12 protein-coding genes are annotated in these 15,272 nt (G+C 63.2%); 5 read left to right on the top strand and 7 right to left on the bottom strand.

The window, feature by feature from the left end; genetic code table 11:
• The first annotated feature begins 247 nt into the window (after positions 1-247).
• From galE to ACWGTI_RS15925, 3 genes are all read left to right on the top strand, one after another.
• On the top strand, positions 248-1,243 hold the full coding sequence (gene galE / locus ACWGTI_RS15935; RefSeq protein WP_454587998.1) for a UDP-glucose 4-epimerase GalE: 996 nt from the start codon (positions 248-250) through the stop codon (positions 1,241-1,243).
• A gap of 106 nt (positions 1,244-1,349) precedes the next feature.
• Positions 1,350-2,600, top strand: coding sequence for a D-amino acid dehydrogenase (locus tag ACWGTI_RS15930; protein WP_454587997.1), 1,251 nt, complete (start codon positions 1,350-1,352; stop codon positions 2,598-2,600).
• A gap of 1 nt (position 2,601) precedes the next feature.
• Positions 2,602-4,428: an alanine racemase gene (locus tag ACWGTI_RS15925; protein ID WP_454587996.1), complete on the top strand. Its 1,827-nt coding sequence runs from the start codon at positions 2,602-2,604 to the stop codon at positions 4,426-4,428.
• Here the strand turns inward: ACWGTI_RS15925 and ACWGTI_RS15920 are convergent, their stop codons facing one another.
• The 7 genes from ACWGTI_RS15920 to ACWGTI_RS15890 form a co-directional block, all read right to left on the bottom strand.
• Positions 4,429-5,805 carry an FGGY-family carbohydrate kinase gene (locus ACWGTI_RS15920; RefSeq protein ID WP_454587995.1) on the bottom strand — a complete coding sequence of 459 codons (1,377 nt, stop codon included), beginning with the start codon at positions 5,803-5,805 and terminating at the stop codon, positions 4,429-4,431.
• Entirely contained in the window at positions 5,802-6,119 is a 318-nt protein-coding gene (rhaM, locus tag ACWGTI_RS15915; protein WP_454587994.1) for an L-rhamnose mutarotase, read from the bottom strand. Before rhaM ends, ACWGTI_RS15920 begins: the two co-directional genes overlap by 4 nt.
• Positions 6,119-7,114: an ABC transporter permease gene (locus ACWGTI_RS15910; RefSeq protein WP_454587993.1), complete on the bottom strand. Its 996-nt coding sequence runs from the start codon at positions 7,112-7,114 to the stop codon at positions 6,119-6,121. The genes rhaM and ACWGTI_RS15910 overlap by 1 nt, the downstream gene beginning before the upstream one ends.
• Positions 7,111-8,088: an ABC transporter permease gene (locus ACWGTI_RS15905; RefSeq protein ID WP_454587992.1), complete on the bottom strand. Its 978-nt coding sequence runs from the start codon at positions 8,086-8,088 to the stop codon at positions 7,111-7,113. Before ACWGTI_RS15905 ends, ACWGTI_RS15910 begins: the two co-directional genes overlap by 4 nt.
• Positions 8,085-9,626, bottom strand: a complete 1,542-nt coding sequence (locus ACWGTI_RS15900; protein ID WP_454587991.1) for a sugar ABC transporter ATP-binding protein — start codon at positions 9,624-9,626, stop codon at positions 8,085-8,087. Before ACWGTI_RS15900 ends, ACWGTI_RS15905 begins: the two co-directional genes overlap by 4 nt.
• An 84-nt stretch (positions 9,627-9,710) precedes the next feature.
• On the bottom strand, positions 9,711-10,706 hold the full coding sequence (rhaS, locus tag ACWGTI_RS15895; RefSeq protein ID WP_454578380.1) for a rhamnose ABC transporter substrate-binding protein: 996 nt from the start codon (positions 10,704-10,706) through the stop codon (positions 9,711-9,713).
• Positions 10,707-10,763: 57 nt separating this feature from the next.
• Entirely contained in the window at positions 10,764-11,567 is an 804-nt protein-coding gene (locus tag ACWGTI_RS15890) for a DeoR/GlpR family DNA-binding transcription regulator (protein WP_454587990.1), read from the bottom strand.
• Positions 11,568-11,751: 184 nt separating this feature from the next.
• On the opposite strand from ACWGTI_RS15890, the gene ACWGTI_RS15885 reads away from it, so the two are divergent.
• Complete coding sequence (locus ACWGTI_RS15885) at positions 11,752-13,854, top strand: bifunctional rhamnulose-1-phosphate aldolase/short-chain dehydrogenase (protein ID WP_454587989.1); 2,103 nt, start codon at positions 11,752-11,754, stop codon at positions 13,852-13,854.
• Between the two features lie 89 nt (positions 13,855-13,943).
• Positions 13,944-15,236: an L-rhamnose catabolism isomerase gene (gene rhaI / locus ACWGTI_RS15880; RefSeq protein ID WP_454587988.1), complete on the top strand. Its 1,293-nt coding sequence runs from the start codon at positions 13,944-13,946 to the stop codon at positions 15,234-15,236.
• Positions 15,237-15,272 lie beyond the last annotated feature (36 nt).

The following is a 15,272-nucleotide window of genomic DNA, read 5'->3' as shown; positions in this document are numbered from 1 at the left end:
TCATTGGCCCATTCGTCGTCCACCGGGCCCTGTTTGGTCAAAATGCCACGCCCCGCGCCTGTTCCTAACGATACGGGATCGTGGCTTATTCCCTTGATGTGCATCAACTTTGTTTCACTACGATGCCTTGGGCCGCTGAGACTGTTACGGACTTAACACACTGGCCTTGTATAGCCCCGCGGCGGTCTTTCCAGTAAAGCGGCATTTGAGACAGTTTCCGATAAATCTTGAATAGCGAGGATACGGAATGACGGTTTTGGTGACAGGCGGCGCCGGCTATATCGGCAGCCACATGGTCTGGGAACTGCTGGATGCCGGCGAGAGCGTCGTCGTTCTCGATCGGCTTTCCACCGGCTTCGAATGGGCGGTGGCGCCGGAAGCGAAGCTGGTCGTCGGCGATGTTGCCGACAAGGAATTGGTCGGCCAGATCATCAGGGACAATCGTATCGACGCGATCATCCATTTCGCCGGTTCGATCGTGGTGCCGGAATCAGTTACGGATCCGCTCGCCTATTACGAGAACAACACCTCGAAGACCCGCACGCTGATCGAGACCGCCGTACGAGAGGGCGTGCCCAATTTCATCTTCTCGTCCACCGCCGCCGTCTATGGCGGCGCCGGGCTGGAGCCGGTGCGCGAGGATGCCCGCCTGGCGCCTGAATCGCCCTACGGCCTGTCCAAGCTGATGAGCGAATGGATGCTGCGCGATGCGGCGCTGGCGCACCCCTTGCGCTACACGGCGCTGCGCTACTTCAACGTCGCTGGCGCCGATCCCAGGGGCCGCACCGGCCAGTCGACGCCGGGCGCCACCCATCTGATCAAGGTCGCCTGCGAGACCGCGCTCGGCAAGCGGCCCTTCATGCAGGTGTTCGGCACCGACTATCCGACGCCGGACGGCACCTGCATGCGCGACTACATCCATGTCAGCGACCTGGCTGCGGCGCATCGCCTGGCGCTGGAGCGGCTGCGCGCGGGGGGCACCAGCCTCGTCGCCAATTGCGGCTACAGCCACGGTTATTCCGTGCTCGAAGTCATCGACAGCGTGCGCCGCGCCTTCGGCCGGGATTTCGAGGTCAAGATGGGCGACCGCCGTCTCGGCGACGCCGCCGCCATCGTCGCCAATTCCGACCTTGCGCGCGCCGAACTCGGCTGGACCCCGCAGCGCGACGATCTCGACCAGATCGTCGCCGACGCACTCGCCTGGGAGCGCATTCTGACCAGCAAGAACTCCGCCCGGGGCTGAGCCTGGCGTCCCCAAGGGCTCGCAAGGCGCGCGGCGAAGCGCTATTGAAGGCATTCGCTGATGCGGCGTGGAGGCGCTGCGCCGCGAGGAGCATTTGGGGGGTAGCATGAGGATAACGGTGCTCGGGGCCGGCGTTGTCGGGACGGCCGTCGCCTATTATCTGGCCGCCGATGGCCACGAGGTCACCGTGGTCGAGCGCCATCCGGCGCCGGCACGCGGAACCAGTCAGTCGAATGCCGGCCTGGTCTCGCCGGGCGACGCCACCGCCTGGGCCTCGCCGGCGGCGCTGAAGACTTTCCTGCGCGCGCTCTGGAACCATGATCTCGGCATTAAAGTCAGGCTGCGCTTCGACCCCTATTTCCTCGCCTGGAGCCTGCGCTTCCTGCGCCAGTGCACGGTGGCCCGCCTGCGCGCCAACAGCCGGGTCAAATTGCGCCTGGCACTCTATTCTCGCGACTGCATCAATGCCATCTCGGCCGACACAGGCATCCACTATGACGAGCGCAAGAAGGGCATCCTCTATTTCTTCCGCTCGCAGCACAGTCTCGACACCGGCACGGACAATTATCGCTATCTCGCCGAACACGGCCTGCCGATCGAGATCGTCGGCCGCGACCGGCTGATCGAACTGGAGCCTGGTCTCGCCGGAGTGAAAGAGAAGATCGCCGGCGGCGTCTATTCGCCGATCGACCAGACAGGCGATTCCCGGCAGTTCGTGGAAAACCTCGCCGCGTATTCGGCCGAGAAGCTCGGCGTGAAGTTTCTCTTCGGCAGGACGGTCGAGGGCCTCGACATCGAAGGCGACAAGGTGCGCGCGGTGATGACCACGGCCGGACCTGTCACCGGCGACGCCGTGGTCATTGCGATGGGGCCGGAAAGCGGCCTGCTCGGTCGCCGCTACGGTATCGACCTGCCAGTCTATCCGGTTAAAGGCTATACAGCGACCATTCCGCTGGAGGACGCGAGCAAAGGCCCGACCATGGGCGGCGCTGACGAGGACCAGCTGACCGCTTATTCGAGGCTGGGCAACCGTTTGCGGTTGGCCTCGACCGCCGAATTCACCGGCTTCGACCGCACCCACAAGCCGAGCGACTTCGCCGCCATGTTCAGAACCGGCAAGGACCTGTTCCCCGGTGCCTTCGACGAGAAGAAGGCGGAACTCTGGGCAGGCTTGCGACCGATGATGCCGACCTCGGTACCGGTCATCGGCCAGGCGCGCTACGACAATCTCTATCTCGACACCGGCCATGGCCATGTCGGCTGGACCATGGCTTGCGGCTCGGGCAAATTCCTGGCCGACCTCGTTGCCGGCCGCAAGCCGGAGATCGACCCGCAAGGTCTGGTCTACGGAGGCTAGGATGTCGGGACCGCAAGTCGCCATCGATCTTGGCCGCATCGAGCGCAATGCGCGCATCATCGTCGAACGCTGCGCGTTGTCGGGCATCAAGGTGTTCGGCGTCACCAAGGGCACATGCGGCATGCCGCAAGTGGCGCGCGCCATGCTGCGCGGCGGTGTTGCAGGCATCGCCGAATCGCGTTTCGAAAACATCCGCCGGCTGCGCGACAGCGGCATCAGCGCGCCGATCATGCTTTTGCGCAGCCCGCCCATGGCGCGCGTCGAGGAAGTGGTGCGCACCGTCGACATCAGCCTGCAGTCGGAGCTGACCACGATCTGCGAGATATCGCGCATCGCCGAGCGCATGGGCCGCGTCCACGACATCATGCTGATGATCGATCTCGGCGATCTCAGGGAAGGTATCTGGCCAAGCGATCTGATCCCGACCGTCGAGCAGATCCTGGAATTTAGAGGCGTGCGCATCGCCGGCATCGGCACGAATCTCGGCTGTTTCGGCGCCATCATGCCGACGCCGGAAAATCTCGGTCAGCTCGTCGCCCATGCCTACAAGACCGAGCGCGTGTCGGGCAAAAGCCTCGACTTCATTTCCGGCGGCGCCTCGTCGTCGCTGACGCTGCTGCTCGAAGGCAAGCTGCCCGCCGGCATCAACAATCTCAGGGTCGGCGAGGCGATCCTGCAAGGCGGCATCGAGACCTTCCGCGACGTGCCGTGGCCGGAACTCGAACCCGATGCCTGCCGCCTGACCAGCGATATCATCGAGGTCAAGCTCAAGCCGTCGCGGCCCATTGGTGAATCCGGTTACGACGCTTTCGGCAACCAGCCTGTTTTCCCGGATGAAGGCGACCGGCTGCGTGCCATCGCCAATATCGGCCGCGAGGACGTGCTGGTCGAAGGGCTGACGCCGATCGCCAAGGGGATAAGGGTTCTCGGCGCTTCCAGCGATCATCTGCTGCTCGACGTGCAGGATGCCGATCCACGGCCCGCCGTCGGCGACCGCGTCGCCTTCCGCATGAACTACGGCGCCATGCTTTTGGCGATGACCTCGGAATATGTCGAAAAGGCTCCGATGCACGACGTCGCCGACTTCTCCGGCCGCAAGATTGTGTCCATTTCGGCCGAACCGGCCGCCGCCGGGATTCTCGCTCGGGAGGGCACCGGCGCGCGGCTGGAGGCGATGAATTTCGACGTTGTCGAACTCGCCGATGTCGAGCGCCCGCCCTCAGGCCTGATCCGGCTCGCTGCCGGCGCCGACCGCCGCGTCGCCCACAAGGCGCTGACCGCAACGGCGCGCGCGACGCATTCCTTCGGCCTGATCTGGATCGATTCCATCGCCGCTTTGATGCCCGAGGACGAAGACGGGAGCGAATTGCCGGAAGGCTCGGTACTGGCGCGCATACTCGGTCTCGACCACAAGGCCGGCGCGCTGCAGCCGCAGCTGTCGCCGGAAAATGTCGTCATCATCGGCCTGCGCCACGCCGATCCTGCCGAAGCGCGGGTGCTGAAGGATTCGCGTGTCTCCGCCTTCACCATGACCGACATCGACGCCATGGGCATGCGCGACCTGATGCATGAGGCGATCCGCATCGCTTCGTCAGGCACGCAAGGCTTTCACGTCAGCTATTCGCCGACGGCCACCGAATTCGCCGGCTGGGCCGCCGGCTCCGGCGGACTGACGGTGCGCGAGACGCACCAGGCGATGGAGGCGGTAGCGCTGTCCGGCGGGCTGCTGTCGATGGACGTTTCAGGGATGACCGCCGACTTGGAGCCCAGGATAGGCACAGACGCCGTCAACTTCGTCATGTCGGCCTTCGGCAAGCGGATCCTGTGATCAGCCCTGCGCGCTTACAGCCGCGCGCCACGCGCTGACATAGGCGGCCCAGATCGGGTCGGCCTGCGGTTCTATCCTCTCGCCTTTGCCGTGCGCTATTACCTGATCCGTTGCCAGCAGCGCCGCTCCGATGCTGGTGCCGGTGGCCGCTTCGGAAGCGATGACGGTACGTCCGGTGGCCGCGGCCAGCATGCCGACAAACAGCCGGTTGCGGGCAAAGGGTCCTTCCACGGTCGTCGGACCGTCGGCGCCGACTAGGTCAAGGCACGTGGCCGTCATCAGCGCCAGATAGAACGAGATGGCGGCGAAGCGTTCTGCCTTGCTGATGCCGTCCGCATCGCGCCATACCGCTTCATGGTGCGGGAACGGTCCTGATCCCTGCTGTGTCGAGGGCAGAAGCAGCATCTTTCTTGTCAGAACAGTCAGCACATCGCTGCCGCTGCAATCCTGCGGTTTGTCCTTGGTCAGCAGGGAAAACTCGCGACCACCCATGAACCGCGCCGAGGGTACGGGCCCACCCAGTGCACTGACATTGACCAGCGTATCGCGCGCTGCGTCGAGTGCGATCTCCGTGCCGCCGACCGCCATCGACACCACCCAGGTGCCGGTGGAGACGACCGAGAAGGGCGGCGCGTCGGACAGGAGATGCGGCAGCAGCGAGGCATTGGAGTCGTGCAAACCGCAGAACACAGGCGTCCGCGGACCAAGCCCGGTTCGCGCCGCAAGCGCCGGCAGGATCGGGCCGAGCTGATCCCTGGCCGACCGCACCGCCGCCATCAGGCTGCGCCATTTCAGGCTGTCGACCATCGACGAGAAATCCGCAGCCCACGGGTTCCAAAGATCGGTGTGGCAGCCAAGCGATGTTACCTCGTTGGCAGCGATGCCGGTCAGCCGCAGCGCCCAGTATTGCGGATACATCAGCATTGCGCTGGCCCTGGCGAATTCCGAGGGAAAACGCTTCTGCTGCCAGAAGAATTGCGCGCCGAGATTGAGGCCGAGCGGCAGGCGCGGCGTGCCGGTCTCGGCGAAGGGCGGACGGGCGGCGTCATACTCCACCGCCAGCTTCTCGGGGCCATCGAACTCGTAGTCGAGCACAGGCAGCACCAGCTCGCCCGCCGCATCGACAAGCACGCCCGTCGCGCCATGGGTGGTGATCGAAATGGCGTCGATGCGTTGTTCGCGGTTGATGCTGGCCAGGCTGTTCAGGATGAACGTCCACAGCGCCTCGACATCGTGATGCGGGTAGGGCGCCTGCCGCACCGGTGCATTGGCCATCCGGCGCAGCGCGACTTCGCTCAGCGTAACGAGATCGACCAGCGCCACCTTGGCGTTGGTCTTGCCGATGTCGATGACGGCGATATGGCGTAGCCCACTCATGCCATATGGAACACTGTTTCCAGCTGCACGGCCACCGGCTCGTTATCGGGCCTGGTCTCCATGATGTCGGCCATGTGGGCCCACCAGCGCTGCATCACCGGGTGTTTCGGCAGGTCGGCCATCCCATGGTCGTCGCGCCGCCACAGCACGCCGAACAGGATGTTGGTCTCATCATCGAGATGGATCGAATAGTCGGAAACCCCGGCCTGTCTCAGCAGCGCCACCAGTGCCGGCCAGATCTCGTCGTGGCGCTTCTGGTACTCGGCCTTCATGCCGGGTTTGAGCTTCATCTTGAAGGCGTATTTCTCAGGCATCAGCTGTTACCACGCAGCCGCCGCCAGACGATCGGCAGTGCGATGACGACGATCAGCAACAGGCCGATGAAGATCGACATGACGATGCCGGGCACGTTGAGCAGACCGAGGCCGAAGGTCACCAGCCCCATGATGAAGGCAGCGAGCACGACGCCCAAAATGCTGCCGGAGCCACCGAGGATCGATACACCGCCGAGCACAACCATGGTGATGACTTCGAGCTCATAGCCTTGCGCGATCGACGGCCGCGTCGAGCCGAGCCGCGAGGTGATCAGCACCGAGGCGATGCCCGCCATCAGCCCGGTCAGGCAAAACAAGACGAATTTGATGCGGCCGACGCGCACGCCGGAAAACTGCGCCGCAACCGCATTGTTGCCGATGGCGAAGACACGCCGGCCGAAACTGGTGCGGTGGAGGATGAACCAGTAGACGACGGCCGCGATGAGGAACAGCACCAGTTCGAACGACACCACCCACCAGACATAACCCTGGCCGAAGAAGGCGAAGCTTTCGGGATAACCCTTGTAGGCTTGGTCGCCGAGCATGATGAAGGCGATGCCGCGAAACAGGCTCATCGTGCCGATGGTGACGACGATGGAGGGCAGGCCGAGCCTCGTCACCAGTAGCCCGTTGAAGGCGCCGCAACCGAGCCCGACGGCGATGCCGATCGCCACCAGCACCGGCGTGTCGGCGCCAGCCTGCACCGCCATGCCCATCATGGTCGAGGCGAGCGCGATAATGGCGGCGACTGACAGATCGATCTCGCCGGAAATGATCAGCAGCGCCATGGCGAAGGCGATCAGGCCCTTCTCCGTAAAATTGAAGGTCAGGTCCGACAGCGAGTAGGCGTCGAGGAAATAGGGCGAGGCGAAGCTGTTGATGGCGAAGATGGTGACGGCCACCACGACCAGCAGTGCCTCCCAGGAAAAGATCGCAGAGGAGAGCGGCTTGTCGAGCCGGTCAGGAATATGGCGCGGGGCAGGCACGTTGCTCATGCCGCCTCCGCTTTCCGCAGGATGATGCGGCCTTGCTGGCGTTCGCCGCGCGCGTTGAGCACGACGGCGAGGATGATGGCGCTGCCCGAAATCGCCATCTGCCAGAAGGGCGAGATGTTGATGACCGGCAGCGCGTTGGAGATGATGCCGAGGAACAGCGCGCCGAGCACCGCGCCGCCGACCGAGCCGATGCCGCCGGCGATCGAAATGCCGCCGATGACGCAGGCGGCGATGATGTTGAGCTCGTAGCCGTTGGCGACCTCGACCGAGGCGATGACATAGCGCGAGATCCAGAGGTAGCCGGAGAGGCCACCGATCATGCCTGAGATGCAGAAGACGATGAACTTGGTGCGGCCGACATCGATGCCGGCATAGACCGAGGCTGTCGGATTGACGCCGATGGCGTAGATCGAGCGGCCGAGCGCGGTGCGCGTCATCACGAGGAAGAACAGCGCGATGACCAGGATGGCGATCCAGGACAGAACCGGGATACCAAGGAAAGCTGCACGCTGGAAGCCGATGAACTCCGGGCTCATCTTGTCGGCATTGACCCAGGCGCCACCGGACAGGACGAAGGTGGCGCCGCGATAGATAGTCAGCGTGCCCAATGTCATCACGATCGACGGGATGTTCAGCCGCCAGACCAGCAGGCCGTTGATGGCGCCGAGCACCAGCCCGACGGCGAGTGCAATGACGATCAGCAGCGGGATCGGGATCGCCGGATGCGCCGCATTCAGCATCGCCACCACCATGCCGGTGAAGCAGAGATTGGAGGCCATCGACAGGTCTATCGAGCGCGTCAGGATGACCACCATCTGTCCCAGCGCCAGGATCATCAGGATCGACGTGTCGTTGAACACCTGGCCGAGATTGCCGGGATCGGCAAAGCCCGGGAAGCGCGTCGAGATCAGCCCGATCAACACGACGATGGCCGCCGCCAGCCAGATCTCGCGGTACTTCAGAAACGCCTTCATGCCGCGATCCCCGCTGCCGTCCGGACCAGCGTCTCAGCATCAAGGCCCCTATTGTCGTAGACCGCCGCGACAAGGCCTTCGCGCATGACGACGACGCGATCGGACATGCCGAGGATTTCGGGCAGTTCGGACGACACCATGATCACCGACAGGCCTTGCGCCACCAACTCGGCCATGAAGCCGTGCACGGCGGCCTTGGAGCCGATGTCGATGCCCTTGGTAGGCTCGTCCAGGATGATCACCTTGGGCGCGGTCGCCAGCCATTTGGCGATGACGATCTTCTGCTGGTTGCCGCCTGACAGCGTGCCGACATCCTGGCTGAGCGAGGACGCCCTGAGGTCGAGCCGCTCGGTGTAGGAGCGGGCGAGCGAAAACTCCTCGGCCAGTCGCAGCAGGCCGGATTTCGACGTACGCTTGAGCGAAGGCAGCGAGACATTCTGGAAGATCGGCAGGCCGATCACCACGCCCTGCTTGCCGCGCTCTTCGGGCACGTAGACGATGCCGGCCTCGATCGAATCCGCCGCCGATTTCGGCGCGATCGCCTTGCCTTCCAGCGTGATCGTTCCGCCCGATATGCGGGTGATGCCTGAAATCGCCTGCATCACCTCGCTGCGGCCGGCGCCGACAAGGCCGTAGAAGCCGAGGATCTCGCCCTTATGCAGCTCGAAGCCGATATCGTTGAATTCGGTCGGATGCGACAGGCCCGAGACCGACAGCACCGGCCCGCCGATCTCCGCCTTGCGCTGCGGAAAGATGTGGTCGACGGAGCGGCCGACCATCATGCGCACGATCTGGCTCTGGCCGGCATCCTTGATCAGCCCTTCGCCGACCATCTCGCCGTCGCGAAACACAGTGTAGCGGTCGGCGATCCGGTAGATCTCGTCGAACTTGTGGCTGATGAACAGGATCGCCTTGCCTTCCTCCTTGAGGAATTCGATGAGCAAAAACAGCTCCTCGATTTCCTTCATCGAAAGGGCTGCGGTCGGCTCGTCCATGATGACGATCTGCGCATCGATCGACATGGCGCGCGCGACCGCGACCAGGTGCTTGTTGGCGATGCCGAGGTCCTTCAGTCGCGCATCGGCGTCGATATGGCCGGCATGCATGGTGTCGAGCACTTCGTGCGCATTCTTGCGCATCATGCGCCAGTCGATGGTGCCGAAGCGTGTGCGCGGCGCATGACCGAGAAAGATGTTTTCGGCAACCGTCAAATCGTCGAACAGCACGGTTTCCTGATGGATGGCGGTGACGCCATGGCCGAAGGCGGCATGCGCGCTGGGCAGTGTGATGGCCTGGCCGTCAATGCTGATCGTGCCGGCGTCGGGCTGGTAGATGCCGGTCATGATCTTGACCAGCGTCGACTTGCCGGCGCCGTTCTCGCCAATCAGCGCCGTGACTTGTCCCGGATAGAGCGACAGGCTGACATCGTGCAGCGCGCGTACGCCGGGGAAGCTCTTGGAGACGCCGGACAGCGTCAGGCGCGGGGCAGGAGCCGCGGGCTCCTCCTTCACCGTGCCGTGCTGGGCTGTCGTGTCCATATCTGTATCAAGCCCCGAAACAAGGTCGGTTTAAAGTCGCGGCGGGATTTTGGTCCCGCCGCGCCAGGTCGAAGAACGCCAGGATCAATAGATCTTGGAGAACTTTTCGATGTTGGTCTTGTCGAACTGGAAGGGCGGAGCCATCGCAGCCGAGTTCGTATCGTCGAGCGTGACCTTGCCGACACGGCCGATTGACAGCGTGGCGCCCGGCTTCGCCTCTTCCTTCTTCACCGCCAGATCATGGGCGAGGTAGACGGCGGAGTAGCCGAGGTCGATCGGGTTCCACAGTGCAACCGCCTGGCTGGAGCCGTTGTCGATGAACTTCTTGAACTCGGACGGCAGCGCGAGACCCGTGACATTGACCTTGCCGATCAGGTTCGCGTCGGTGACAACCTGGGCGGCGGCAACAACGCCGACGGTGGTCGGCGCGATGATCGCCTTGAGGTTCGGATAGGACTTCAACAGGCCCTTGGCTTCATCTGTGCTCTTGGCCGAATCGTCATCGCCATAGACGGTGGCGACGAGTTTGATCTTGGGGAACTTCTCCGGCAGGATTTTTTTGGCCGCGTCGATCCAGGCGTTCTGGTTGGTCGCGGTGGACGAAGCCGACAGGATGGCGACTTCGCCGCCTTCCGGCAGATAGTCGGCGGCCAGCTTGATGATGGTCTCGCCGATCAGGCCGGTGTCGGACGGGTTGAGATGCAGCTGGCGGCCTTCCTTGGCGACGCCGGAATCCCACGAGATGACGGTGATGCCGCGCTCCATGGCCTTCTTCAGCACCGGCACCAGCGCGTCGGCGTCATTGGCCGAAATGGCGATGGCGTTGACCTTCTGCGCGATCAGCGAATTGACCACTTCGATCTGCGCTTCGGCGGTCGCCTTGGTCGGGCCGGTGTAGATGATGTCGACGTCGCCAAGTTCCTTGGCCGCCTCTTCGGCGCCCTTGTTGGCGGCGTCAAAGAAGCCGTTGCCGAGCGACTTCACCACCAGCGCGATCTTGACGTTCTCGGCATAGGCGGCATTCACGAACATGGCGGCCGAGAACGCGGCCGTCACCATCAATTTCTTCAAAAAGCTCATCTGATATTCCTCCCTTGAGCGTTGCATTCCATCGTCGCTGCGGGCGTGAGGTCGGCCTCAGGCTTGCAGCGAAGATTCTTCCTTTGCCGACTTGCGGGCGACGATCAGTGTCACCCCCGCGGCCTCCAGCATGTTGGCTTCCCGATCCTCGATACCGTCATCGGTGATGACGGTGGCAATGCGCTTGAGCCCGCACAGGATCAGGCTGGAGCGCTGGCGGAATTTCGAGGAGTCGACCAGCACCACCAGCTCGTCGGCCTGGTCGATCAGTTTCTGCTCCGCCTGGATCAGCAGCGGATCCCCTTCCATCAGGCCGAGCGGGCCGAGACCCTGCGCGCCCATGAACATGCGGCGCGCATAGAAATTGCGCGTCACGTCATTGTCGAAGGGCGACAGGACGATGTTCTGCTCGCGGTAGATCGTGCCGCCCGACAGCATCACGGTGTTCTTGGAGTGCTTGAGCAGATGCTCGGCGATCGGAAACGAATTGGTGAAGATCGGCATGCGGCGGCCGGTCAGAAAATGCACCATCTGGAAAGTCGTGGTGCCGCCATTGATGATGATCGGTTCGCCGTCTGTGCACAATTCCACCGCCTCGCGCGCAATCGCCCGCTTCTGCGAAGCATTGAGCGTTTCATTGACGGAGAAGGGCCGGCCGGCGAGGCCGATGAACTGCGGCGGCGAGATCGCCTCGGCGCCGCCGCGCACCCGGCGCAGGCGCTTTTGCACGTGAAGCGCCGCGATATCGCGCCGGATCGTCGCCTCGGAGGAGTCCGTCAGGTCGACCATCTCCTGCACCGTCACCACAGGCTTTTCCTGGACGGCGGACAGAATGATCCTGTGGCGCTCTTTTTCGTGCATGGTTCCTCCCTGCACAGTCATGAGGCACTAGAAAACAACCAGTGTCAATCATTTCCGATCAAATAATTTCATTGTGCAGTGCAATATGATCGGTATTGATCGTTTGTGATTGACAAGCAGCGTGCTTGCGTAGACATTTCCGGCAAAACGGACTGCGCCTTTTTGCGTCCCAGGGAGGATAATCATGCTCGACAAGCGCTCCGGCTCGCGCCTTGCCAATCTGTGGGACGACGCAAAGGCCAAGGGGCTGAGCGAGCCTGAGCTTCTGGTTTATCGCTCGAACACGCTCGGCTCCGACAAGCGTGTCACCAACTATGGCGGCGGCAACACCTCCTCGAAAATCTGGCAGAAAGACCCGCTCACTGGCGATGATGTCGAAGTGCTCTGGGTCAAGGGCTCGGGCGGCGACAGCGCCTCGATCAAGCTTGACGGTTTCGCCACCCTCTACATGGACAAGCTCCGCGCGCTGAAGGGCCTCTATCGCGGTGTCGCGCACGAGGACGAGATGGTGGGTTATCTCCCCCACTGCACCTTCAACCTCAATCCGCGCGCGGCCTCGATCGACACGCCGCTGCATGCCTATGTGCCGAAGCCGTTTGTTGACCACATGCATCCCGATGCCATCATCGCCGTCGCTGCCGCGAAGGACTCCAAAGCGCTGACCAAGGAGATCTTCGGCGACGCCATTGGCTGGCTGCCATGGAAGCGGCCTGGCTTCGAACTTGGCCTGTGGCTGGAGAAATTCTGCGTCGAACATCCCGAGGCCAAGGGCGTCATTCTCGAAAGCCACGGGCTCTTCACCTGGGGCGACACACCTAAGGAATGCTACGAGACGACGATCTCTGTCATCAATCAGGCGATCGAGTGGTTCGAGCGCCGTTCCGAGGGCCTGGCCATCTTCGGCGGCGAAGTCGTCAAATCGCTCGATGCCACTGAGCGCCGCGCCATCGCGGCAAAACTGATGCCGAGGATCCGCGGCCTGATTTCGGAAAAGAGCCACAAGCTCGGCCATTTCGATGACCAGGCCGCCGTGCTCGAATTCGTCAACTCCAGGGATTTGCGTCCGCTGGCCGCACTCGGCACCTCATGCCCCGACCATTTCCTGCGCACAAAAATCCGGCCGCTGGTGATCGAGTTCGATCCCGCGAAACCCGATGTCGATGCGGTCATCGCCCGCCTTGCCGATGACATTGCCGAATACCGTGTCGGCTACCAGGCCTATTACGACAGCTGCAAGCACCCTGACTCGCCCGCCATCCGCGATCCCAACGCTGTCGTATATTTGATGCCCGGCGTGGGCATGTTCACCTTTGCCGGCGACAAGGCGACGGCGCGCATCTCAGGCGAATTCTATGTCAACGCCATCAATGTCATGCGCGGCGCTTCGACCGTCTCGTCCTATGTTGGCCTCCCTGCACAGGAGGCCTTCGACATCGAATATTGGCTGCTCGAGGATCTGAAGCTGCAGCGCATGCCGAAGCCGAAATCGCTCGCCGGCCAGATCGCGCTAGTCACCGGCGGCGCCGGCGGCATCGGCCGGGCCACCGCCAGCCGCCTGTTGCGCGAAGGCGCCTGCGTGGTGCTGGCCGATATCGACGAGACCGCACTTGCCAGCGCCAATGAGGAACTCGCGAAAGCCTATGGCAAGGACTTCGTCCGACCGGTTGTGATCAACGTCACATCGGAAGAACAGGTCGTCTCCGGCTTTACCGAAACGGCGGTCGAATTCGGCGGCATTGATATTCTCGTCTCCAACGCAGGCCTCGCCTCCTCGGCGCCAATCGAAGAGACCACGCTGGCGTTGTGGAACAAGAACATGGACATATTGTCGACCGGCTATTTCCTGGTCTCGCGGGAAGCGTTTCGCCTGTTCCGTGCCCAGAAGATCGGCGGCAACGTCGTCTTCGTCGCCTCCAAGAACGGCCTTGCCGCTTCACCCAACGCCGCCGCCTATTGCACCGCCAAGGCGGCCGAGATCCATCTCGCGCGATGCCTGGCGCTGGAAGGCGCGGAGGCGCAGATCAGAGTCAACGTCGTCAATCCGGACGCGGTACTGCGCGGCTCGAAAATCTGGACGGGCGAGTGGAAGGAACAGCGCGCCGCCGCCTACAAGATGTCGACCGACGATCTCGAGGAACACTACCGCTCGCGCTCGATGCTGAAGCGCTCCGTCTTCCCCGAGGATATCGCCGAGGCGATCTATTTCCTGGCCTCCGACATGTCGGCCAAGTCCACCGGCAACATCATCAATGTCGACGCCGGCAACGCGCAGAGCTTTACGCGCTAAGCTTTCCTTCTCCCCGTTCTGCGGGGAGAAGGTGCCCGAAGGGCGGATGAGGGGCGGCGCCAGCCGTGCGAGTACCGGGAGGAACAGCAGTGTCCGAATTGATCATCTCCGCCGACATCGTCGCCAGCAGTAACGCCGCGCGCAAGGCTGACCTTGAGCGTGACTATGCCTCGCTCGGCGAGCGCCTCGACCGACGCGGCATCGCCATCGATGCCATCAGGGACAAGGTCGAGAAATTCGCGGTCGCGATCCCCTCCTGGGGCGTCGGCACGGGCGGCACCCGCTTTGCCCGCTTTCCTGGCGCCGGCGAGCCGCGCGATATCTTCGACAAGATCGAGGATTGCGCCGTCATCAGCCAGCTGACGCAGGCGACGCCGACCGTCTCCTTGCACATTCCATGGGACAAGGCCGATCCGAACCGGCTGAAGCAAGCGGCCTCGCGTTTCGGCCTCGGCTTCGACGCCATGAACTCCAATACCTTCTCCGATGCCAGGGATCAGAAGCTCTCCTACAAATTCGGCTCGCTGTCGCATGCCGATGCCGGCACCCGCCGCCAAGCGGTCGAGCATAACCTCGAATGCATCGAGATCGGCAAGACGCTGGGGTCCAAGGCGCTGACGGTGTGGATCGGCGACGGCTCGAACTTTCCCGGCCAGGTCAATTTCGCAAAGGCTTTCGAGCGCTATCTCGACGCGATGAAAGAGGTCTATGCCGGGCTGCCTGCCGACTGGAAGCTGTTCACCGAGCACAAGATGTACGAGCCGGCCTTTTATTCCACGGTCGTGCAGGACTGGGGCACCAACTACATGATCGCCAAGGAGCTGGGCGACAAGGCGTTCTGCCTGGTCGACCTCGGCCACCATGCGCCCAACGTCAACATCGAGATGATCGTGTCGCGGCTGATCCAGTTCAAGAAACTTGGCGGCTTCCACTTCAACGATTCCAAATATGGCGACGACGACCTAGATGCCGGCTCGATCGATCCCTACCGGCTGTTCCTGGTCTTCAACGAACTGGTCGATGCAGAACTCTCTGGCGCCGAGGGTTTCGATCCCGCCCACATGCTCGACCAGAGCCACAACGTCACCGACCCGATCGAGAGCCTGATGCTGTCGGCGGTCGAGGTGCAGCGCGCTTATGCGCAGGCGCTGCTGGTCGACCGCAAGGCCCTGGAAGGTTTCCAGGACGACAATGATGCGCTGATGGCGACGCAGACCCTGAAAGCCGCCTACCGCACCGATGTCGAGCCGATCCTGGCCATGGCACGGCTGAAAACCGGCGGCGCCATCGATCCCGTCACCGCATACCGCGCGGCGGGCTACCGCGCCAAGGTCGCGGCCGAGCGCCCTGTCGTTGCTGGCGGCAGCGGCGGCATCGTCTGACAGGCAGACATCCTAATTGATCTGGTCCAGCGCCAC

Source organism: Mesorhizobium sp. ArgA1, assembly GCF_053714375.1.
The sequence above is the reverse complement of the archived record's forward strand: the minus strand, read 5'-3'. Positions and strand labels throughout refer to the sequence as shown.

Bases quoted from the DNA above. Each gene is read 5' to 3' on its own strand.
- galE (WP_454587998.1), top strand. From the start codon at position 248: ATGACGGTTTTGGTGACAGGCGGCGCCGGCTATATCGGCAGCCACATG.
- ACWGTI_RS15930 (WP_454587997.1), top strand. From the start codon at position 1,350: ATGAGGATAACGGTGCTCGGGGCCGGCGTTGTCGGGACGGCCGTCGCC.
- ACWGTI_RS15925 (WP_454587996.1), top strand. From the start codon at position 2,602: ATGTCGGGACCGCAAGTCGCCATCGATCTTGGCCGCATCGAGCGCAAT.
- ACWGTI_RS15920 (WP_454587995.1), bottom strand. From the start codon at position 5,805: ATGAGTGGGCTACGCCATATCGCCGTCATCGACATCGGCAAGACCAAC.
- rhaM (WP_454587994.1), bottom strand. From the start codon at position 6,119: ATGCCTGAGAAATACGCCTTCAAGATGAAGCTCAAACCCGGCATGAAG.
- ACWGTI_RS15910 (WP_454587993.1), bottom strand. From the start codon at position 7,114: ATGAGCAACGTGCCTGCCCCGCGCCATATTCCTGACCGGCTCGACAAG.
- ACWGTI_RS15905 (WP_454587992.1), bottom strand. From the start codon at position 8,088: ATGAAGGCGTTTCTGAAGTACCGCGAGATCTGGCTGGCGGCGGCCATC.
- ACWGTI_RS15900 (WP_454587991.1), bottom strand. From the start codon at position 9,626: ATGGACACGACAGCCCAGCACGGCACGGTGAAGGAGGAGCCCGCGGCT.
- rhaS (WP_454578380.1), bottom strand. From the start codon at position 10,706: ATGAGCTTTTTGAAGAAATTGATGGTGACGGCCGCGTTCTCGGCCGCC.
- ACWGTI_RS15890 (WP_454587990.1), bottom strand. From the start codon at position 11,567: ATGCACGAAAAAGAGCGCCACAGGATCATTCTGTCCGCCGTCCAGGAA.
- ACWGTI_RS15885 (WP_454587989.1), top strand. From the start codon at position 11,752: ATGCTCGACAAGCGCTCCGGCTCGCGCCTTGCCAATCTGTGGGACGAC.